At 31.5% G+C, this 21409-nt stretch carries 21 protein-coding genes and 1 tRNA gene; 9 read left to right on the top strand and 13 right to left on the bottom strand.

Going from position 1 to position 21409, the window contains the following annotated elements:
* Positions 1-23: 23 nt before the first annotated feature.
* Entirely contained in the window at positions 24-1040 is a 1017-nt protein-coding gene (locus ABJD66_RS16425) for an N-acetylmuramoyl-L-alanine amidase (RefSeq protein ID WP_100894887.1), read from the top strand.
* Here the strand turns inward: ABJD66_RS16425 and ABJD66_RS16420 are convergent.
* The 7 genes from ABJD66_RS16420 to ABJD66_RS16390 form a co-directional block, all read right to left on the bottom strand.
* Positions 1037-1735 carry a TIGR04283 family arsenosugar biosynthesis glycosyltransferase gene (locus ABJD66_RS16420; RefSeq protein WP_100894888.1) on the bottom strand — a complete coding sequence of 233 codons (699 nt, stop codon included), beginning with the start codon at positions 1733-1735 and terminating at the stop codon, positions 1037-1039. The two genes, ABJD66_RS16425 and ABJD66_RS16420, sit on opposite strands and share 4 nt — an antisense overlap.
* Entirely contained in the window at positions 1722-2468 is a 747-nt protein-coding gene (locus ABJD66_RS16415; protein WP_348133646.1) for a DUF547 domain-containing protein, read from the bottom strand. The genes ABJD66_RS16420 and ABJD66_RS16415 overlap by 14 nt, the downstream gene beginning before the upstream one ends.
* A 45-nt stretch (positions 2469-2513) precedes the next feature.
* The gene (locus ABJD66_RS16410) at positions 2514-3329 is read right to left on the bottom strand and encodes a purine-nucleoside phosphorylase (protein WP_100894890.1); all 816 of its coding nucleotides are present in this window, start codon (positions 3327-3329) and stop codon (positions 2514-2516) included.
* Between the two features lies 1 nt (position 3330).
* Positions 3331-3978 (bottom strand): TIGR04282 family arsenosugar biosynthesis glycosyltransferase, encoded by a 648-nt coding sequence (locus ABJD66_RS16405; protein WP_348133643.1) that lies wholly within the window; start codon positions 3976-3978, stop codon positions 3331-3333.
* Positions 3959-4456: a rhodanese-like domain-containing protein gene (locus ABJD66_RS16400; protein WP_348133640.1), complete on the bottom strand. Its 498-nt coding sequence runs from the start codon at positions 4454-4456 to the stop codon at positions 3959-3961. The genes ABJD66_RS16405 and ABJD66_RS16400 overlap by 20 nt, the downstream gene beginning before the upstream one ends.
* Positions 4457-4577: 121 nt before the next feature.
* Positions 4578-4736, bottom strand: coding sequence for a GIY-YIG nuclease family protein (locus tag ABJD66_RS16395; protein WP_348133637.1), 159 nt, complete (start codon positions 4734-4736; stop codon positions 4578-4580).
* Positions 4737-4785: 49 nt separating this feature from the next.
* Positions 4786-4858 (bottom strand) — tRNA-Phe (locus ABJD66_RS16390).
* A 98-nt stretch (positions 4859-4956) separates the two neighbouring features.
* On the opposite strand from ABJD66_RS16390, the gene ABJD66_RS16385 reads away from it, so the two are divergent.
* From ABJD66_RS16385 to ABJD66_RS16355, 7 genes are all read left to right on the top strand, one after another.
* Positions 4957-5685 carry a type III pantothenate kinase gene (locus ABJD66_RS16385; RefSeq protein WP_348133634.1) on the top strand — a complete coding sequence of 243 codons (729 nt, stop codon included), beginning with the start codon at positions 4957-4959 and terminating at the stop codon, positions 5683-5685.
* The gene (locus ABJD66_RS16380) at positions 5686-6963 is read left to right on the top strand and encodes a hypothetical protein (protein ID WP_348133631.1); all 1278 of its coding nucleotides are present in this window, start codon (positions 5686-5688) and stop codon (positions 6961-6963) included.
* 38 nt (positions 6964-7001) lie between these two features.
* Entirely contained in the window at positions 7002-8390 is a 1389-nt protein-coding gene (locus tag ABJD66_RS16375; RefSeq protein WP_303543081.1) for a hypothetical protein, read from the top strand.
* 55 nt (positions 8391-8445) lie between these two features.
* A complete protein-coding gene (lptC, locus tag ABJD66_RS16370; RefSeq protein ID WP_303543083.1) occupies positions 8446-8997 on the top strand; it encodes an LPS export ABC transporter periplasmic protein LptC in 552 nt (183 codons plus the stop codon).
* A complete protein-coding gene (locus ABJD66_RS16365) occupies positions 8994-9194 on the top strand; it encodes a hypothetical protein (RefSeq protein WP_100894897.1) in 201 nt (66 codons plus the stop codon). Before lptC ends, ABJD66_RS16365 begins: the two co-directional genes overlap by 4 nt.
* Positions 9195-9196: 2 nt before the next feature.
* On the top strand, positions 9197-10486 hold the full coding sequence (locus tag ABJD66_RS16360; protein WP_348133626.1) for a hemolysin family protein: 1290 nt from the start codon (positions 9197-9199) through the stop codon (positions 10484-10486).
* Positions 10487-10576: 90 nt separating this feature from the next.
* Positions 10577-12679, top strand: coding sequence for a SurA N-terminal domain-containing protein (locus ABJD66_RS16355; RefSeq protein WP_348133623.1), 2103 nt, complete (start codon positions 10577-10579; stop codon positions 12677-12679).
* 54 nt (positions 12680-12733) lie between these two features.
* Here the strand turns inward: ABJD66_RS16355 and ABJD66_RS16350 are convergent, their stop codons facing one another.
* Complete coding sequence (locus ABJD66_RS16350; protein WP_348133620.1) at positions 12734-13657, bottom strand: GYDIA family GHMP kinase; 924 nt, start codon at positions 13655-13657, stop codon at positions 12734-12736.
* A complete protein-coding gene (locus tag ABJD66_RS16345; protein WP_348133618.1) occupies positions 13650-14969 on the bottom strand; it encodes a hydroxymethylglutaryl-CoA reductase, degradative in 1320 nt (439 codons plus the stop codon). The genes ABJD66_RS16350 and ABJD66_RS16345 overlap by 8 nt, the downstream gene beginning before the upstream one ends.
* A 262-nt stretch (positions 14970-15231) precedes the next feature.
* Between ABJD66_RS16345 and ABJD66_RS16340 the strand changes: the two genes are divergently transcribed.
* Positions 15232-16764, top strand: a complete 1533-nt coding sequence (locus ABJD66_RS16340) for an oligopeptide:H+ symporter (protein ID WP_303543094.1) — start codon at positions 15232-15234, stop codon at positions 16762-16764.
* A gap of 76 nt (positions 16765-16840) precedes the next feature.
* Here the strand turns inward: ABJD66_RS16340 and ABJD66_RS16335 are convergent, their stop codons facing one another.
* The 4 genes from ABJD66_RS16335 to lpxB all read right to left on the bottom strand — a co-directional run.
* The gene (locus ABJD66_RS16335; RefSeq protein ID WP_348133614.1) at positions 16841-17569 is read right to left on the bottom strand and encodes an MIP/aquaporin family protein; all 729 of its coding nucleotides are present in this window, start codon (positions 17567-17569) and stop codon (positions 16841-16843) included.
* A 103-nt stretch (positions 17570-17672) separates the two neighbouring features.
* Positions 17673-19676 (bottom strand): ComEC/Rec2 family competence protein, encoded by a 2004-nt coding sequence (locus ABJD66_RS16330; protein ID WP_348133611.1) that lies wholly within the window; start codon positions 19674-19676, stop codon positions 17673-17675.
* A gap of 3 nt (positions 19677-19679) precedes the next feature.
* On the bottom strand, positions 19680-20237 hold the full coding sequence (locus ABJD66_RS16325; RefSeq protein WP_348133608.1) for a C40 family peptidase: 558 nt from the start codon (positions 20235-20237) through the stop codon (positions 19680-19682).
* Between the two features lie 54 nt (positions 20238-20291).
* The coding region (gene lpxB / locus ABJD66_RS16320; protein WP_348133605.1) for a lipid-A-disaccharide synthase at positions 20292-21409 on the bottom strand (1118 nt) is incomplete at its 5' end.

The raw sequence follows: 21409 nt of genomic DNA, 5'->3' as shown, positions 1-21409 counted from the left end.
AATATTTGTGTAAAAGTCCACTAATGATATTGAAAAAATATGCAATTTTAAGTATAATGCTAGTAATAGCAGTTACTCAGCTCTATTCTCAAGATAAAGAAAAAACGGTTGTAGCTCAAAAAGGAGAGGGTATTTACACCTTACTTCGTAAGTTTGATATGAGTCCGTCTAAATATTATTCAGATTTTATTGCTTTAAACGAAAAAAACTTAAGAAACGGCAAACATTTATACGAAGGTAGAACTTATATTATACCAGATAGACTTATAAAAGTTGATGGAGAAGAAAAATTACCAGCAATAGTAAATGGGTATCCTATTTTTGGAAGAAAGCACGCTACAGTACAACAAAAAAGTACAAAACTTAAAGGTGCTGTTTACTATTTAATTTCTGGTCACGGTGGGCCAGACCCTGGAGCTGTAACTAAATATGGTAAAAAACTAATTTCTGAAGATGAGTATGCTTATGATATTACATTGCGTTTGGGTAGAGAGTTAATTTCACACGGAGCCTTAGTGTATATTATTATAAGAGATGAAAATGATGGAATTAGAGATGATAAAATTTTACCCTTAGATTATGATGAGGTTTGCTATCCTAATAAAACTATTCCGTTAAACCAGGTACAGCGTTTAAAGCAGCGCGTAGATGCTGTAAATGATTTGTATTTAAAAAATAAAGGTAAATACCAAAGGTTAATAGTTACACATATAGACAGTAGAAGTGTTGGGCAAAATATAGATGTTTTCTTTTATCATCATGAGAAAAGTAGTAATGGTAAACGCTTAGCAGAAAGCATTCACAAAACATTTGATTCTAAATACAGAGAATACCAGCCAAACAGAGATTATACAGGTACATTTTTAGATAGGAGTGGTTTGTATTTAGTTAAAAATACCATACCTGCTATGGCTTATATAGAGATAGGGAATATTAAGAATAAAAAAGATCAAAAAAGAATACTGGTTGCAGAAAACAGACAAGCACTTGCAAAGTGGATTAGTGAAGGTGTTTTGCTAGATCATTCTAGAAACAACTAGTTAGCTATATTTTTTTTGTAGTAATTATGTAATTCCTGCGGAGTTTTGCCTAAAATTTTTTTAAGGTGAATAACACCAAAGTGGTATTGTAATTTTACCATTCCTTTTTCTTGGTATTTACGTGCAGATGTAGTTACCTTATCTTGTATTACGCTAAAATTTGTGGCTTTATATAGTCGTTCTATAAACTCTCCATCTTCATAAATTATGTACTCTTCGTTAAAGCCATTAAGTTTAAAGAATAAATCTTTGGTAATAAATAATGATTGATCACCGCCTCTACATACTTTGTGATTAATACGAGTAAACCACGCAAAAAATTTCAGAAAAATACTTTTACTATCAAATTGCATTCTAAAGCTACCAGCAGCATTTTGGTCTGTTATGGCTTTTAATATTTTACAGTCAAATTGATAAGGAGGAATTGTGTCTGCGTGTAAAAAATAGAGAATATCACCATTGGCTACTTTTGCACCTGCATTCATTTGCTTGGCGCGTCCTTTTTCTGAAGAAATAACAGTTACATTTAAAGTAGTAGCAACAGTGGTAGTATTATCTGTACTACCACCATCTACAACTATTATTTCATCTATTTGTTTAAAGGTGCTACGTGTGTTAATCTCTTTAATTAGTTTGGCAATAGATGCCTCTTCATTAAAAACGGGTATTATAATGCTTAGCTTATTTTGCTTCATTTAAGCTCCAATTATAATCAATATATTTAACCTTGGCGTTATCTTTTACTTGTGTAGAAGAGTATTTGTTTATAAAGCCAATTAAAGTTGTGTTCTCTGTAAAATCGCTCTTAAACCATTTAAAAATTTCAGACAATTCTACTTTATTCGTGTTAATGATGTTTCGTTTTTTATCAGCAATAAAATCTACAGCAGCAGTTTCTAATTGTGCGTCCATAGTATCTGCTAAAAAGGCTTTATTAACTAGTTTAGGACAAGAGTAAGATGCGCAATTTATAGCAAAATGTATGCGAGGTTCGTTCATTTTGCGCAAAACCTTGTGTTCTACATAGCCCAAAGAATACATTTTGTCGCCAATGGCAACAACATCTTTATCCCAAGGAGATTTAATGTCTTTAATGCTTTTAGTAGGGTAGTTGTCTATAATTAATTTTACTGTCCCAGCATTGTAAAGGTTTATATAATAAGCTAATTTTTGGTTTTTAGACCAATTTTTAGCAGGAGCATTTTTTTGCAATAGTGTTAGGTAAGCTTCTAGTTCTTTTTTATCATTTACAAAAGCCTTGTAATTAACATCGCCATTAGAGTTTACATTTTTTTGTAATAATGTATTCCATTTTTGGTGACTAGGTACCTCGCTAAAATTTTCTTCTGTAATTTTAGGTGTAGACCCAAAATAAAAGAACCCTATTATTGATAAAAATGCAGCTACCGCAGATATTTTATAAACCATTTTCAAAATGTATTTTTATAGTTTGTCCTTTTTAAGCTTTAAAACTTACAGAGTTTTAATTAGCTCTTTAAAAAGTTTAATCATTTTTGGTTCTGTTTCTCCTGCTATTTTAATTATTTCTTTAATGTCTGCAGTTGCTAAATTATCTGGGTCACACTCATCTGTTAGTACAGAAACGGCAATTATAGGTAATTTTAAATGGTTTGCTACAATTACTTCTGGTACAGTACTCATACCTACGGCATCTGCTCCAATAATTTTTAACATTCTATATTCTGCCTTTGTCTCTAGTTGAGGTCCAAGTACAGCAGCATAAACACCAGAGTGTAATGTAATACCTTCTTTTTTAGCAATGTTTTTTAAGGTGTTAGTCATTTCTGTATCGTAAGGGTTACCCATGTCTACAAAACGTTCTCCAAACTGTGAAACTCCTTTAAAAGCAAGTGGAGAGCCTCCTAAAAGATTAATGTGATCTTCTAGCAACATCATATCGCCCTTTTTAAAATCTAGATTTATTGCACCAGCAGCATTAGATATAAAAAGCTTTTTAATTCCAAGTTTATGCATAACGCGTATTGGGTAGGTAACGTCTTGCAAGTCGTACCCTTCATACATATGAAAACGTCCTTGCATAACAACAACAGTTTTACCTTGTAATGTGCCGTAAATAAGTTTACCAGAATGAAACTCTACTGTTGCTAATGGGAAAAAAGGAATATGGTTATAATGAGCCTCAATAGGATTTTCTATTTCGTTAGCTAAGTTGCCTAAGCCAGTACCTAAAACTATTCCAATTTCTGGGGCATTAAATCCTTTGTTTTGTAAATACGCTACAGAATCTTCAATCTCTTGTTTAATCATTTTATATATTTTTTAAAAAAGGTTTAAAAGCATCAATGTCTTTTATATCTTCATAGTAATCAACATCGTTTTTAGCTTCTAATAAAATTGTTTTTTCGTCTTTTAAATTATTTAATGTGTCTTTTAAAACAGTGTCAGTACCCCATTTTTTGTTTCTAAAAATAGCTGAATTAAGTTTTTTCATTCCTAATAAATAGTAGCCGCCATCTGTTGCAGGACCAATAACAAAGTTATTTTTATTTAACTGATTAAAAGCATTTTCTAGATCTGCTTTTGTAATATCATACATATCACTACCAATAATTATTATGTTTTGGTAACCATCTGCAAACCCCTGCTTAAAAGCATTTTCCATACGTATACCAAGATCGTCGCCATTTTGTAATTTTTTATTATAAATGCTGGCGTCCCAGATATCATTTTCTCTTATGGCAACAGAATAATGAACCTGCTTGTCTATATTTTTTAAGTTTTGCGTAATAGAAACTGTATGGTCTAATAAAAATTTATAAATATCCAATGCAGTTTTATCTCCCGTTTTTGCAGCTAAACGAGTTTTGCATTTTCCTAATTCTGGGTTACGGGTAAAAATTAACAGTAAGTTTTTATTCAATTTTTTCAAAATATAATTAATAAATTTTCTCGGCATTGGTCACTAATTTAGACCAATACTTACTGTGTGTATGTATTTTGTTTGTCTCTAGGCTGTCTTTAGAGTAAACAGGATTGTTTTTGTTTTTCCATTCAAAAATACCTCCGTATAGATTTTTAATGTTAGTGTAGCCAGCTGCAGCTAGTTTTTCTCCAACATCTTCAGATCTTATACCAATAGAGCAATAAACTACTATTTCTGTGTCTTTATTTTTTATTGTTGATGTTACTTTTTTAATATTAAAAAAATCATAACCAACACAAATAGCATCTTTAATGTGGCTAACGTTGTATTCTTTCTCTTCTCTGGTGTCTAGTAAAACATACTCTTTTTTGGTTAAAAGGGAATCTAATGTAATGTATGGTATACTTTCTTTGTTATGCTTTTTAAGTAGTTTTTTTATAGTTGGTTGTGCAGTACTTAAAAGCGGAACCAGCAGAAAAAGGTAAAAAAGTAATGTAAGTTTTTTAATCACAAGTATGCATATTTTAGGTAAAGATAAGATTTTGTGTTTTGTTATAAAACCAATAAAATTAAAATAACGTTCAGGTTTAATAAACTTAAATTAAAGATAACTTTTTCAATCAATTTTTTTTTCAGAATACAATTTTCCAATCTTTAGCACTTATAGTAAAGCTATGTTTGTAATGCTGTTCTTGGTGCAGAATTAACCTATTTTTAAGGCTGTAAGTTTTTCCAATATAAAATCTATCAATAGATTTACTGTAAAGAAAATAGATAAAGTGTTGTTGCATAGGGTATAAAAAAGAAAAAACCCGAACATTTCTGATCGGGTTTTTAAAGTGGTGCCTCCAGGAATCGAACCAGGGACACATGGATTTTCAGTCCATTGCTCTACCAACTGAGCTAAGGCACCATGCCGTTAAGCGGGTGCAAATATAAGAGCTATTTTCGTATATCCAAACAAAAAATAAAAAAAGATTTTATTTTTTTAAATTTTATAATATTTGTAAAATGAATTTAATTGTAGATGCAGGTAATACCTCAGTAAAACTGGCGGTTTATAAAGGAAAGGAACAAGTTTATTTTGATTCAATAAAACTAAATAGTTTTTTAGACCAGGTACAAAAGACATTTTTAGCATTTCCAGATATTAAAGATGCTATTGTATCATCTGTAGGAGCATTGGGAGAAGAACAAATAATCAAACTTGCGGTGTATTGTAATGTGCACACATTAAGCGCATCAACCAAAATACCTTTTAAAAACTTGTACGGTACACCAAAAACGTTAGGTGTAGACCGTATAGCATTGGCTACAGCGGCATTTTATCAATATACAGGAAAAAATACATTGGTTATAGATGCGGGTAGTTGTGTTACATATGATTTTATGAATGAAAAAGGAGAGTATCTCGGTGGTGCAATTTCTCCGGGAATAGCAATGCGGTTTAAAGCAATGCATAACCAAACAGCTAATTTGCCATTATTAGATAAAGAAGGTGAAATACAGTTAATTGGTGATTCTACAATATCTAGCATGAAAAGTGGCGTAATTCACGGAATTTGTTTAGAAATTGATGGTGTTATTAAAGAATATAAGGTTAGATTTGCAGATTTAACAGTTATTTTAACAGGCGGCGACGCTCATTTTTTGTCAAAACGATTAAAAAATACCATATTTGCGCATTCCAATTTTCTCCTAGACGGACTTAATTATTTGCTGGAATACAACAAAGACTAAATGATAAGAAAAATAATTATTGCAATAGTATGCTGTATGGCAGGTACTATTTATGCTCAAAACGGCACAGTTTCTCCTTATTCTTACTTTGGAATAGGTGATTTAAGATCTATAGGATCAGTAGAAAATCAAATGATGGGTGGTATAAGTATGTATGCAGATAGTATACACGTGAACCTAAATAACCCAGCTGCTTACGGTTTACTAGGAAGAACAACTTACACGGCATCTTTATCTAGAAAAGAATTAAGTTTAAAAAGTACAGGTGGTTCTCAAAACTCTTCTGTAACAAGTTTAGATTATTTAGCTATTGGTTTTCCAATTGTTTTAGGTAAACTAGGACTTGGTTTTGGTATAAAACCATTTACTTCTGCAGGTTATGAGGTTGAAAATACATTTAGCACCGCAGATAATGGAGAAATTACAAATGTATATTCTGGCGAAGGCGGTGTAAATTCTGTTTTCTTTTCTGTAGGGGGTAAAATTATTGAAGATTTAAGTGTTGGTATTACAGCAAACTATTACTTTGGTGTTGTAGAAAGCAGAAGAGTGCAAGATGTAGAAGATGTACAATACGGTACTTTTGATTTTAGAGAATCTAAAGTTAATGGTGCTAACTTTAAAATATCTGCAAACTATACTCCAATGCTTACAGATAAAATTAGAATGAATACTTATTTTGGTGTAGAAACACAAAATAACTTATCATCAGATAACACAAAAACTATAGGGTCTTTTTCTTCTAGTACAGGACAAGAGATAGAAGCTATAGATGTAGATTTAGACAACGTTGGTTTAGCAAGTAGAGGAGTAACAATACCAACAACAACTACAGTTGGTTTGGGTTTTGGTCAAGACAGAAAATGGTTTTTTGGAGCAGAATACGGAGCTCAGAAGTTTGAAGATTATACAGCCCCATTTTTTGCAGTTGATAATTTAGAATATGAAGATGCATCTAGAATTGCATTTGGAGGTTTTTATACACCAGACTACACATCTTTTACAAATTACTTTAAGAGAGTAACTTACAGGGCAGGAGCTAAGTTTGTTAACTCTGGTATGGTTGTTAATAATGAAGACATAAAAGACTTTGGCATAACTTTTGGATTAGGTTTACCAATGAACGCACCAAACGATCCTTTTTCTAACATTAATATTGGATTTGAAATTGGAAAAAGAGGAACAACAAGTGCAGACCTAATTCAGGAAAACTATTTTAAAGTTAACCTTGGAATATCTCTAAATGCCAAGTGGTTTGGTAAGAGAACAATAAATTAAAAAGAGTTTATAACCATTAATAATAAAAACCAATTAAGATGAAAAAGAAACTTTACTTTATAGCGATTGCTTTTATAAGCGTTATGGGTGTAAGCTATGCTCAGGAAACAGCTGCTGCTACAGTTGATAAGTCAGAATGTAAAAATAACTTTCAATTATATGCGCAGGATGCAAAAGTTAAAAATTATGATGCTGCATACGGGCCTTGGAAAAAGGTTTATGATGCATGCCCAGATCATCATCAAGCAAACTTTCAGTACGGAGAGCGTATTTTAAAGCATAAAATAAAAAATGCCTCTGGAGCAGAAAAAACTGAGTTTATAAATATGTTATTAGGGTTGTATGATAATTATATTAAATACTATCCTACAAAAACATCTAAGGCAGAAGTTATAATAGACAAGCAGTTATTAAAGTATGATAACAAAATGTCTACTGATGAAGAGGATTATGCTGAATTAGGTAAGGCTTTTACGGAAGACAGAGCTAACTTTAAAAGTGTAAAAGCATTATACTTATATTTTTCTAGCCTTGTAAACTTGCATAAAGCTGGTAAAGAGGAGTTACAAACTGTTTTTGATGTATATGATGATGTAACAGAAAAGATTGAAGAAGATAACAAAGCTTTAACTGCTAAAATTAGTACATTATTGGCTAAAGAAGATGCTGGTACAATTACTAAAAAAGAAGCTAATAACTTAAGAGTTTACAGTGCAAACTCTGGTAATTACGGTAAAGTATCTGGTAGTATAGACTCTAAATTAGGGGATTTAGCTAACTGTGAAAACTTAATACCATTATACGAGAAAAACTTTGAGGCTAAGCAAAATGACCTTAAGTGGGTAAAAAGAGCGGTAGGAAGAATGTATTCTAAAGATTGTTTAGATTCTCCAATGTTTAAAAAATTATTTGAAAAGCAATTGGCAATGGAGCCATCTGCAAGTGCTTACTTATACTCAGCTTCTTTAAAATTAAAGTCAGGAGATAACAAGGGTGCTTTAGCAGATTTTACAAAAGCTAGTGAGTTAGAAACGGATTCTTATAAAAAAGCAGATATTTTATATAAAATTGCTGCTAGATATAGCAGAATTAGTAAGTCTACATCTTACAAATATGCTAACAAGTCATTACAAGCAAACCCATCAAATGGTAAAGCTTATTTACTTATGGCTAGCTTAGTGTCTAGTAGTGCAAACTCTTGTGGATCTACTAAGTTTGAGAAATTAGCTGTAAATTGGAAAGCTGCAGAATTAGCTAGAAAAGCAGGTAGAGTAGATCCTTCTTTAGGTTCTGCTGCAAAATCAGCTGCTAGTAGATATGTACAGAGAGCACCAACAAAAACAGATATTTTCTCTAACAACATGCAGGGCAAAACAGTTAGCTTTAAGTGTTGGGTTGGTGGTAGTGTAAAGGTGCCTAACCTATAAGATGATCACAATAAATACATATAAATTTTTAAAGAGCATTGCCATAATTTGTTTTATGGCAATGCTTTTTTCGTGTAAAGATAATTACAAGCGTGTTGGTGTAGAGGCTACTAAATTAGTCTACCCGCAAGGGATTGCCAATGATTTGGTGTTTACATATACAGAAACTAAAGATCCTGTAAAAAATGAAAAAGAAGTAACTACTAGGGTTATGGCAGTGTTAACAGCTCCAGTTAGGGAAGATTTTAATAATCTTACATTTCCAAAAGAGGTTTTTCCAAAGGGGTTGCAAGTGGAGTTTTTTGATGATAAAAACCAGAAAAGCACAATAACTGCAGATTACGGTATTAGTTATTCTTCTACAAAATTAATAAGTTTACGAGGTAATGTTGTAATACATACGCATGACGGTAAGCAATTTAAAACACCACAGTTGTTTTATGATCAGGTTAATAAATGGATTTTTACTCAGGAAAAATTTGAGTTTATAAACCCGGAAGATGAATCTGTAATGTATGGTGAAGGGTTTGATTCTGATAAAGATTTAAAACAAGTAAATGCACACAAAACAACAGGCTTAAAAACAATAAAAGACGAGGAAATATGATGAAAATTTTAAAGTATACAGAGGTTTTATATTTGGTAGTAGCTATACTAGCATCTGTAAAAATGTATACACTTTGGAGAGCAGGGCAAGACTTTTATTTATTTGCTTTTTTTGCTGTAATTTCTATTGGTATGTTCTTTTTTAGAAGACATTATCGTAAAAAGTTTGAAAGTAGAAAACAAGATAATAACTCATAACCTTGGTAACATCAATCATTATTATTGTTGTATCATTATTGCTTTCTGCATTTTTCTCAGGAATGGAGATTGCATTTATATCTGCTAACAGAATACATTTAGAGATCGAGAAAAAACAAGAAGGTTTTTTGTCTACCGTATTATCTAAATTAACAGCCAAACCTTCTAAGTTTATTGCCACTATGTTAATTGGTAATAATATAGCTCTTGTTATATATGGTATGTATATGGGAGATTTGCTTATGAGTTGGTTTACTGGCTTATTGCCTACAAGTAGTGGTTTTTTAGATTTGTTACTAACAGATTTTGGATTATTATCTCAAACCATAATTTCTACTTTAATCATTTTAATTACGGCTGAGTTTTTGCCAAAAGTGTTTTTTCAAATTTATGCAAACTCTTTTTTAAAGGTTTTAGCAATACCTGCTTATTTCTTTTACGGATTATTTTCTTGGATCTCTAATTTTGTAATCAGTGTATCAGACTTTATTTTAAAAACATTTTTTAAAACAGACGGTGATCATAGTCAACTTGCTTTTAGCAAAGTAGAATTGGGAGATTATATTACAGAACAGTTAGAGACTGTAAATTTAGAGGATGAAGTAGATTCTGAAATACAAATTTTTCAGAACGCGTTAGAATTTGCAGCGGTAAAAGCAAGAGAAGTAATGGTGCCGCGTACAGAAATTGTTGCGGTAGAGTTACATGATACACCAAAAAATTTAACCAAATTATTTACAGAAACTGGTTTTTCTAAGATAATGGTGTACAAAGAAACTATAGACAATATTATTGGTTATGTACATTCTTTTGAGTTGTTTAAAAAACCAAAAACAATAAAGAGTATTCTGCTTCCTATAGAATTTGTGCCAGAAACTATGTTGGTTAGTGATATTTTAGATTCGCTTACAAAAAAAAGAAAAAGTGTAGCTGTTGTGTTAGATGAGTATGGTGGCACGGCAGGTATAATGACGGTAGAAGATATTGTAGAGGAATTGTTTGGTGAAATAGAAGATGAACATGATACCACAGATTTGGTAGAAGAGCAGCTAAAAGACGATGTTTATAAGTTCTCTGCAAGACTAGATGTAGACTATATAAACGAAAATTATAAATTAGAATTACCAGAGAGTGATGAGTATGAAACGCTTGGTGGTTTAATAGTAAACGAAACTGGAGAAATACCAGAAAAAGATTCAGAAATTAAAATTGAAAACTTCAATTTTAAAATAATAGAAGTGTCAAATACTAAGATAGATTTGGTAACCCTACATATACTTGAAAAAGAGTAGGTTTTTAGTGTTAAAAATTTGATAAAAATTAAATTTTAAAACCCAAAAAGAAATGGTATTTTTGCCCACTGATTTTAAACATTTTATAAAATGGCGATTTTAGAGAACATAAGAAAGAGAACAACTGTATTAATCCTAATTATAGGTTTAGCCTTATTTGCGTTTGTTATCTCTGGTATTTTTAGTGCAGATGGTATGTCTGGTGCAAAAACAGGTACTACTGTAGCAGAAATTAACGGAAAAGATATTTCTATTGATAAATTTAGAAGAGAGGTTGAAGCCGCTTCTAACCGTTTTGGAGCTGGTGCAACTTCTATGCAGGTTGTAAACAGTGTTTGGGATCAAGAAGTGAGAAATGCTGTTTTAAGTGATGAGTTTGATGATTTAGGAATCTCTATAGAACAAGACCAAATCATAAACTTTATAGCTTCTAACCCAGGATTTGCTCAAAACCCACAATACCAAAATGAAAATGGTGTTTTTGATGAGTATATTTTTAAAGAATTTATTTCTACTTTAAAAACAGAAAACCCTGGACAGTATGCATTGTGGATTCAGCAAGAGCAGGCTATTATGCAAGCTGCTAAAGAGCAAACTTACTTTAACTTAATTAAAGCAGGTTTGGGAGCTACTTTAAAAGAGGGTGAGTTAGACTATAAATTGGCTAACGATAAAATAGATATTAAATACGTAAGAGTACCTTACACTTCTATAGCAGATAGTTCTGTTGCAGTTAGTAAAGATGAAATCTCTTCATATATTAACGATCATAAAGAAGATTTTAAACAAGAAAAAGCTAGAGATTTTCAGTTTGTTTATTTTGAAGAAAAACCATCTTTAGAGGATGAAAAAGCTGTAAAAGAAAAAGTACTTAGTTTACTTAATGATAAGGTAGAGTACAATGACACAATTTTAGGATTTAGAAATACTAAAAATGTAGAAGAATTTTTAGATCGTAATTCAGATTTAAAATATGACACTATCTACAAAACTAAAAATGTTCTTACTCCAAAATTTGCTGATACTTTAATGGCATTAAATGTTGGTGATATTTACGGACCTTACCGTGATGGTAATTTCTTTAAAGTATCTAAAATGATAAGCAAGAAAAAAGACGGTAATGTAAAAGCTAGTCATATACTTGTTGCTTGGGAAGGTGCAGAAAGAGCAAATCCAGAAGTTAAAAGAACAAAAGAAGAAGCTAAGAAAAGAGCAGATGAGTTATTAAAAGATGCTAAAAAAGGAGATGTAGAATTTTCTGTATTAGCTCGTGATAATTCAGATGGTCCTTCAGCAACAAGAGGTGGAGATTTAGGATATAGCCAACAAGGTAGAATGACTCCTAAGTTTGATGAGTTTATGTTTAGCAACAATGTAGGTACTATAGGTATGGTAGAAACAGAATTTGGTTACCATATTGTAAAGGTAGATGACAAGCAAGATTTAGTTCGTATTGCAACTTTAGCAAGAGCTATTGAGGCTTCAGAGGCAACAATAAACTCTTTGTTTACTAAGGCTACTCAATTTGAAAGTGATGCCAAAGACACAGATAAAACATTTTTAGAATTATCTAAAGAGAAAAAATACGTTGCAAGACCAGTAAATAAAATTAAGGCTATGGATGAAAACCTTCCTGGCTTATCTGCTCAAAGAGCAATTGTACAATGGGCTTTTAATGATGATTCTAATGTAGGTGATATTAAACGTTTCTCTGTAAATAATGGTTATGCAGTAGTGCAATTAACTGGTAAATATGCAGAAGGTTTAATGTCTGTAGAGGATGCATCTTTTATGGTGTTACCAAAATTAAGAAAAGAGAAAAAAGCAGCTCAAATTATTGCAGCTAATAAAGGTAAAGATTTGGATGCTATTGCTAAGGCTAATAATGTATCTGCTTCTACAGCATCTGCATTAACTATGAAATCTCCAACAATACCTGGTGCAGGTAGAGAGCCGTTTGTAGTAGGTAATGCTTTTGGTCTTAACCAAGGAGAAACTTCTGGTTTATTAGAAGGTGAAACTGGTGTATTTATGGTATCGGTTACTAAAAAGGAAGAAGCTCCTAAATTAGAAAACTATAGTACATATGCTAATATGGTACAAACAACAGCTACACAGAGAGTAAATTCTGCAGTTTATAATGCATTAAAGAAATCTGCTGAGATTGAAGATAACAGAGCAATGTTCTACTAAAAGAAATTGTTTTATTAATCATATAAAAAAAAGCCTCCAATTTGGAGGCTTTTTTTATTTTATTAAATCTGTATATTTAAAGATGGTATTGTAACCCTTTTGTTTAAAATAGGAGGGGGTTTCTTTATTTCCTGTGGCAAGTATAAAGTCGCCGCCCCAGGCACCTAAACTTTTTATGGCTCCGTTATAATCTGCAAACATTAACTCTTTAACGGTTGTTGTTTTTAATGCGTTAGACAGTAGTTCTTCGTGCTTGTTAATAAGAGTCTCAAAAGTGGTTAAAAGTGTTGCAGAAGCTATTTTTTTGGTAATTTCTGTAATGTCTTTTATTAGTTCTTCTTTGTTAAAAGTACATTCTTTATATGCGGCAATGGCATCTCTGCTATTTTGTTTTTTATTTAAGTGAATAAAATATAAATGATCAACAAACAGAGGATTAAACTCTATAATCTTAACAGTAGGTATGCTATTTATTTTTTGATAGAAAATAGGAGTATTGTTTTGAGCACAAGCAATATCATAACCACTGCCTCCCATTGTGTTTTCTAATAATTTAAAAGCATCTACTTTAGCCCAAGTTGCAATATTATTTATTAAGGTAGATGAAGATCCAAGTCCCCAGTCTCTAGGGAAATCTAATTTAGTTTCTACTGCTAGGCCTTTAGTGTTTTTTAAAAAGCCAGAATTTAACAGTTGAGCTTCTTTTAAAATAGATTGTAATGTTTTGGCAGTATCAATCCAAGTTTTATCTTTTTCTTCGGTATTTAGTATATGTAAATCGCTACATCTAAAATTAGTGCTAAACCAAGTATTGTTATTAACGTCTATACTTTTCCAAGTAATAGTAGCGTTACTTGTTTTTGTTACCGTTAAATTTTGACCGTATATTGTAGGTACAGCTAAACTTGTAGCGCCATCTAAAACAACATATTCTCCTGTAAGTAATAATTTGCCGTTACTATAAAATTCCTTAGTCATTTTTTAAATTGTTGTAAGCAGAAACTACCGCGCTATGTGTAACCGTATTTGTTTTAAAATGGTTGGTAAGTGTCTTTTTTTCTTCGTCTGTAGCACCAAGCTGATTTAAAATATTTAACAAGTGCATTTTCATATGGCCCTCTTGTATACCAGTTGTTACTAAAGAACGCAGCGCTGCAAAATTCTGAGCCAAACCAGTTGCTGCCACAATTTGCATTAATTCTGTTGCAGACGGTTTTTGTAAAATGTCTAGCGCAACTTTTACTAATGGATGTAAATTTGTTAATCCACCTACGGTTCCTAACGCTAATGGTACATCAATCCAAAATTTAAAAACCCCATTTTCTATACTAGCATCTGTTAAACTGCTATACTTTCCGTTTTTACTAGCATAGGCGTGTATGCCAGCTTCAATAGCTCTAAAGTCGTTTCCTGTAGCTAAAATAACAGCATCAATACCATTCATGATGCCTTTATTATGGGTAACGGCCCTGTAGGTTTCTACTTTTGCTATAGTAACCGCTTGTACAAGTTTTTCTGCTAAATGTTGTGCTTCTTCAATGTTGCCTTCGCTTAGCTCTTCAATTGTACAGCTAACCTCAGCTCTAACAACGCAATTTGGAACGTAGTTAGATAAAATGCTCATTACAACTTCAATATTTTTTTCATCATCAGAAAAATCAGCATAAACTAATGCTTCTGTTTTTAAAGTTTTAGCAAACTGTTCTAGACAAGAGTTTATAAAGTTGGCGCCCATTGCATCTAATGTTTCAAAAGTGCAATGTAGCTGGTAATAGTTCTCTAAATCTTCAGTTTTATTACGGAGTTCTATATTTGTAATTCCGCCACCACGTTTTTTCATACTAGTGGTAAGCTCATCGGCATCTGTGTAAATTTTAGATTTAATAGTATTAAAAAAAGCCTCTAACTTTTTTTCATCACCCTTAAAAATAAAATGAACCTGACCTACTTTTTCTGTCCCTAGAATAGTAGTTTTAAATCCGCCTCTAGATAACCAAAACTTAGCAGATTTACTAGCTGCGGCAACTACAGAACTTTCTTCTATAGCCATTGGTACAGCATAAAGCTTATTGTTAATTAAAAAGTTAGGAGCAATACCTAAAGGCAAATAATAATTAGATATGGTATTTTCTATAAACTCATCATGCAGTTTTTGGAGTTTAGTATCAGAATTCCAATACACTTTTAATACTTCTTTTGTGTGTTCAGTATTAAGGGTGTAATTATCTGCAATCCAGTTTATTTTTTCTTCTTTGCTTAGTTTAGAGAATCCTTGTATAGGGGCAGTCATAGTTGGTTTTTTACAAGTGCCAAAGATAAACATAATGTGGCAACTTTTTTTGACTCATATATCTGTGAGTTTTGCCTGTCTAATTACAATATTTAAGATAAAAAGTTTACTATTTATTAACATTATTAGCAAACTTGAAATTTTTATCTCATTTTTGATAAAATCGTAATAGTGTAGATTTATATACTGTATCAATGGGATGTAGTTTTGCTAATGGTTTTAGTTTATTGCAACCCCACTAATAAATTAATTTTTTATAATTATGGAAAACACTGTTAAATCAGTTGAAGAACAAGAGCTTTTTGGACATCCAAAAGGATTGTTTTATTTATTTTTTGCGGAGTTATGGGAGCGTTTTAGCTTCTATGGAATGCGTGCTTTGCTAACACTATATATGGTAGATGTTGTTTTTGCAGCTTTAGCATCTAGAGATTTTGCAGCAGCAGCAGTATACGCATCTTACGGCTCTTTGGTTTATGCTTCTACGGTAATTGGAGGTAGAATCTCTGATAAGATATTGGGAATGCGAAAGTCTATTTTTTTAGGAGGTATTTTAATGTCTGTAGGACATTTTGTTTTAGCCATAGAACATGATATTACTTTCTTTTTAGCACTTGCATTAATTGTTGTTGGTAATGGTTTTTTTAAACCAAATATATCAACATTTGTTGGCTCGTTATACAAGGACGGCGATAGTAGAAAAGATTCTGGTTTTGTAATTTTTTATATGGGGATTAATATCGGAGGTTTTGTTGCACCTTTAATTTGCGGTTATTTAGGTAAAACTTTTGGTTGGCATTATGGATTTGGACTGGCAGGTATTGGTATGCTATTGGGACTTATATTCTTTTATAGTGGAATTAAAAAGAATGTTTTTGGAGATAGAGGTTTACCGCCTGTTAAAGGAGTTTTGGAAAAGACAATTTTAGGTGTTAAACAAGGTATAATGATTCCTATTTTGGCTGTTTTATCTGCTCCTGTTATTGCTTATTTACTGTCTTCTTATAAGTCTTTAGGAGAAAAGGGTACTTTTTTAGAAGATGATAACATTGTTAATATTATATTTTATTTAATTGCTATAGGTATTGCGGTTTTTTTAATAAATGTTTTAATAAAAGCTACAGTAGATGAACGTAAAAAGCTAATTGTAGCTATTTTGATTACGTTTTTTATGACACTTTTCTGGGGTTTTCATGAGCTTTCTGGTAGTGTAATAACGTTGTTTGCAGAAAGAAATGTGAATCTTACTTTTATCGACGCTTCACAAACTAATGCATTAAATTCAATGTTCATAATTATATTATCAATTCCAATATCAATGCTTTTTGCTTATTTGAGGAAAAAGAAAATGGATCCTAGAACACCATACAAATTTGGTTTAGGACTTGCTTTTGCCGGTATAAGTTTCTTTATACTTTCTTTAAGTAGTGGTAGTGCAGATGCAGACGGGATGGTTCCTTTTTCTTATTTGTTAATTATGTACTTTCTAATTTCTGTTGGGGAGTTGTTTATGTCTCCAGTAGGTTTATCTAAAATTACAGACCTTTCTCCAAAGCGTATTGTAGCTTTTATGATGGGAATTTGGTTTTTAGCTTCAGCATTTGCATTTCAAATTGTTGGTTTTATTAGTAAGCAATTGGCTGTTGAAAGTGATGATAAAAACGTAGGAGGGTTAGATACCTTAGGTATATACACAGACGGTTTCTTGTTAATATCTAAATATGCACTAGGGGCAGCTGTTATTGTTTTAGTGCTTTCTCCTTTAATTAAAAAGCTAATGGGTAAAGTTCATTAATTTTTATAAATACAATAAAAAAATCCTTTTTTACAATCTGTAAAAAGGGATTTTTAGTTTTAATAATCTTATTAAATTAACTTAAAGCAAGCATTAAAAAAGCAGCTAAAGAAGCTCCTAATATTGGTCCTACAACGGGAATCCAAGCATAGCTCCAATCGCTTTTAGCTTTATTTTTTATAGGTAATAATGCGTGTACAATTCTAGGTCCTAAATCTCTTGCAGGGTTAATAGCATAGCCTGTAGTGCCACCTAATGATAAGCCTATAGCCCAAACTAAAAATGCAACCGGAATTGCTCCTACAGAGCCTAAACCAATAGTTGTATTAGATTCAGTTATTGTAGCATCAGAAAAATAAAAGATAGTTAGTAATAATACAAAAGTGCCTATAACCTCACTAAAAACATTGGTAAATGTGTTTTTTATGGCGGGTGCAGTACAAAAAACGGCTTTCTTTGCATCAGCATCTTCTGTGGCATCAAAGTGATTTTTGTATGTTAACCATACAGCAGTGGCGCCAAGCATAGCACCAATAAATTGCGCAAGAATATACATAGGTACTTTAGACCAAGCAAATTTACTTGCAATTGCCAAGCCAATACTTACTGCAGGGTTTAAGTGCGCACCACTATATGGCCCAGCTATAACAACACCAACATAAACAGCAAGTGCCCAACCAGTTGTTATAACAATCCAGCCACTATTATGACCATTTGTGTTTTTTAAAACAACGTTGGCAACAACACCGCCACCAAGTAAAATAAGAATAGCAGTACCTATAATTTCAGCAATAAATGGAGTCATTTTTTTATTTTTATTTTAAGGTTGTTCAATATTAAAGATCATTAATGTTTGGTGTATAATTCTCTATTTTTTTTAATAGAGGTGTAAAGGTAAATATCTGTAACTAATAAAATGTGTAATATCCTTTTTCGCCAGTATAATAAAAAGGAATGTTTCTTTTTAAGCAAGTAGCTCTCCAAAGTGCTATTGTACTTTTGTAATTACTACCGTCTGCAATTATTTGCTTAGGCTTAATTTCTGTAATTAACCTATTTAAATTTAGTTTGGCAGACTGTGTAAGTAACACAATACTATTTTCTTTTTTTGGGTAAACGGCTAAACTATCTACAATAATTAGTAGGTTGTTTTTGTATCTATAATTGTTTTTAAGTATAAATTTTGCTACAGAATCTATACGCTCTGCAGTGCTAATATTTGCTAAAGTTTGATTGTTTTTTAAATTGATATTAGAATGTACATTTAGTTCTTGTCCAGATTGATGAACCAAAATTGTATTTCTGTTTTGGTGTAATACATATAGTTGATCTTTGGTAGTGGAGTTGTAATTATAAAATATAATACAGGCCTGAAAAAGAAGTATACTACCAAGTAAAAAAACGGTTCTTTTAAAATTTCTTTTCTCAAAAAACATAAGCAATAGTACTAAAAACAGGTAACTTATTGCAATCTGAATTTTATTAAAAGAGATGGCTTTTATTAAAAAGTTTTCTTGTAATGCTACCCATTTCACAACACTATTCATTGCAAAAATAATACTGTTATAAATTGCAACTAAAAATTGTGGTAGTGTATTACACAATGCTAAAACAAGCACTAGAATACCTGTGCTTAGTATAATTCCTAAAAACGGAATTATGGCTAAGTTGGTAATAAAAAATAGTCCAGGAAACTGATGAAAGTAGTATAAACTAATAGGCAATACACCCAGCTGTGCAGCAAGGCTAACCGTTAACAATTGCCATAATTTGTTTGTAATATAATATTTGGGTTGCAACAGTTTTTGAAAAATAGGATTAAAAAGAATTATAGAAAATACAGCAGCATAACTCATTTGTAAACCAACAGAAAATAAAAGATTTGGTTGTAGTAATAGGATAAAGAAAAGTGATAATGCTACTATATTAAACGAGCTTGTTGGTCTATTTAAATACATAGCATAAGCTACAAATGTAAACATAGTTACGGCTCTAACTAAAGAGCTAGATAAACCAGCAAGTAAAGCAAAGCTCCACAAGAAAATAACTATTACAACCAGCTTAATAGTTTTACCTTTTGGGAGGTACTCTAAAGGAGAGAATATAAATTGTAATATTAATAAAAGAATACCTATATGTAAACCAGATAGTGCTAAAATATGTATCGCGCCAGCATTTTTATAAGCATCTAAAGTCTCTGCTTGTATAGTGTTTCGTTCTCCTAATAAAAGTGCTTTTATAATGCTAAGTTCTTCACTACCAAAACCAGCATTGTTTAGTTTGTTTGTTATTTTAGTTCTAACAGATGCCGCTATACCTTTAATTGTTTTGTTTGTAGATAGTAACTGTTTGTAGTTTTTTTTAATATCTATTTTATGGTAGACACCTAAATCCTCTAAATACGCTGCGTAATTAAATTGGTGTGGGTTTAGAGGTTTATTTATATTTTTTAGTTCAGAATAAACAGCAAGTTCGTCATCAACTAAAAAAGTAGTATTTGTAGAGTCTTTGGGTAAATTAATTAAAAAAACACCTTTAGTTTTTGTGTCATCTAGATTAATTAAAGTAGCAATGTATTTATGGTTATATGTATTAGATTTTAGAACCTCACTTATTTTAATATGCCACAAATGTGTATTGGCAAAATCTTTATTACTATAGTGTAATTTATTATTTTTTGGAGTGGCTAAGCTAGCTGTAAATACACCAAGAAAAATAACTGAAAGTATTGCAAAAATACCAAAAGATAATGCTCTTTTTTTAGATGTTTTAAAAAGAAAACCGAGACCTATTAAAAAGAATATTAACAAGCAAAAGGAAGTAAGTATTGGTAATTTTAGTATGGTTTGTATCAGAATTCCGGTAATTAAGCATAGTGTTAATTTTACCGAAATAAACTGAAACGGCTTCATAAATTAAAGTATTCTTGTAGCTTTTACAAAGGCATAATTCCAATATCCTTCTCTTAAAGATGATACAATTACACCTCTAGAAGTGCTTGCGTGTATAAATTTAATTTCGTCGTTATCTGTAGCAACAACCAATCCAACGTGGTTAATTCTTTTTCTTTTTTTTGATGTCCTAAAAAAAAGTAAATCTCCTTTTTCTACATCTTTAACCCTAACTTCTTTTCCTTCTTCTGCCATAACATAAGACACTCTGGGTAAAGATATGTCGTTTTCAGAAAAAGCAACGTAGAGTAGACCAGAGCAGTCCATTCCTCTTTTTGTGGTTCCTCCAAATTTATAAGGTGTGCCAGAAAAGGCTAAGGCAGAATTTATAATTTTGTCTGCTTTGCGCTCAATAGCAATTTCTTCAGCTTTTCTTTTAGATCTAGGAGAGTTTCCTTTTTCTATAATTGTTTTAGAAGGCGCAACACTTACTTTGCGCTCTTTATTGTAGGTAGTTTTCTTTTTAGAGCCACAACTGGCCAAAGAAATAATTAGCAGGAAAAAAGTTATTTTACGGATCATTCCAAGAAAAATTTAGGACACTTGCTTACCAAATTTAGTAAATTTAATTGGTTTTTATTCTTTAGGTTTTGTATTGGTAACAATTAATTCTGCCGCTTTTTTACTTGCACCTGCGCCTCCTAATTTTTTTTCGAGCTGATAATATTCTTCAAATACCTTTGTTCTGGTGTCTTTAGATAAAATTTTGTTTAGCTCAATAGTTAAACTTTTTGTATTTAAATCGTCCTGAATTAACTCCTTTATTACCTCTTTATCCATTATTAAATTTACTAATGAAATATATTTTAAAGTAATAATTTTTTTGGCAATATAGTACGATAGCCAGTGGGCCTTGTAACATACAACTTGTGGTACTTTAAATAATGCAGTTTCTAAGGTTGCAGTACCGCTTGTAACTAGTGCCGCTGTAGATAAAGTTAGTAAATTGTAAGTTTGGTTAGCTACAAAACCAACTTGTGGATTTTTTAGAAAAGGTTTGTAAAATTCTAAATCCAAGCTAGGAGCACCAGCAATTACAAACTGGTAATCTGTAAAGGATTTGGTTACAGAAAGCATTACGTCTAGCATTTTTTGCACTTCTTGCTTTCTACTACCAGGTAAAAGAGCAATAATTTGCTTTTTAGGGTCTAAATTATTGTTAGCTCTAAACTCAGCTTCATTAGGTAGTTTTTGTTTGCTTATAGCGTCTAATAAAGGGTGGCCAACAAAATGTACTGGGTAATTGTGTTTTTTTTCGTAAAAATCTTTTTCAAACGGAAGAATAACATGCATAGCATCTATATCTCGTTTTATTTTAGAAATTCTACCTTCTCTAGAAGCCCAAATTTGTGGAGAAATATAGTAATTAGTTCGGTAGTTTTGTTCTTTAGCCCATTTTGCAATACGTAAATTAAAGCCAGAGTAATCTATAAAAATAATAGCATCTGGTTTAAAAGCATCAATATCAGTCTTACAAAATTTTAAATTTTTAGATATTTTATTAATATTACTTATAACCTCTATAAAACCCATAAAAGCCATACTTTTATAGTGTTTTACTAGTTCACCGCCAGCTTGTTGCATGAGGTCACCACCCCAGCACCTTATATTGGCACTAGTATCTGCATTTTTTATAGCTTTTATAAGGTTAGATCCGTGTAAATCTCCAGATGCTTCCCCTGCAATAATGTAAT

The organism is Cellulophaga sp. (genome assembly GCF_039943695.1).
Lineage (GTDB): Bacteria > Bacteroidota > Bacteroidia > Flavobacteriales > Flavobacteriaceae > Cellulophaga.
Note: the sequence above shows the minus strand (reverse complement) of the source record. Positions and strands in the feature narration are given on the sequence as shown.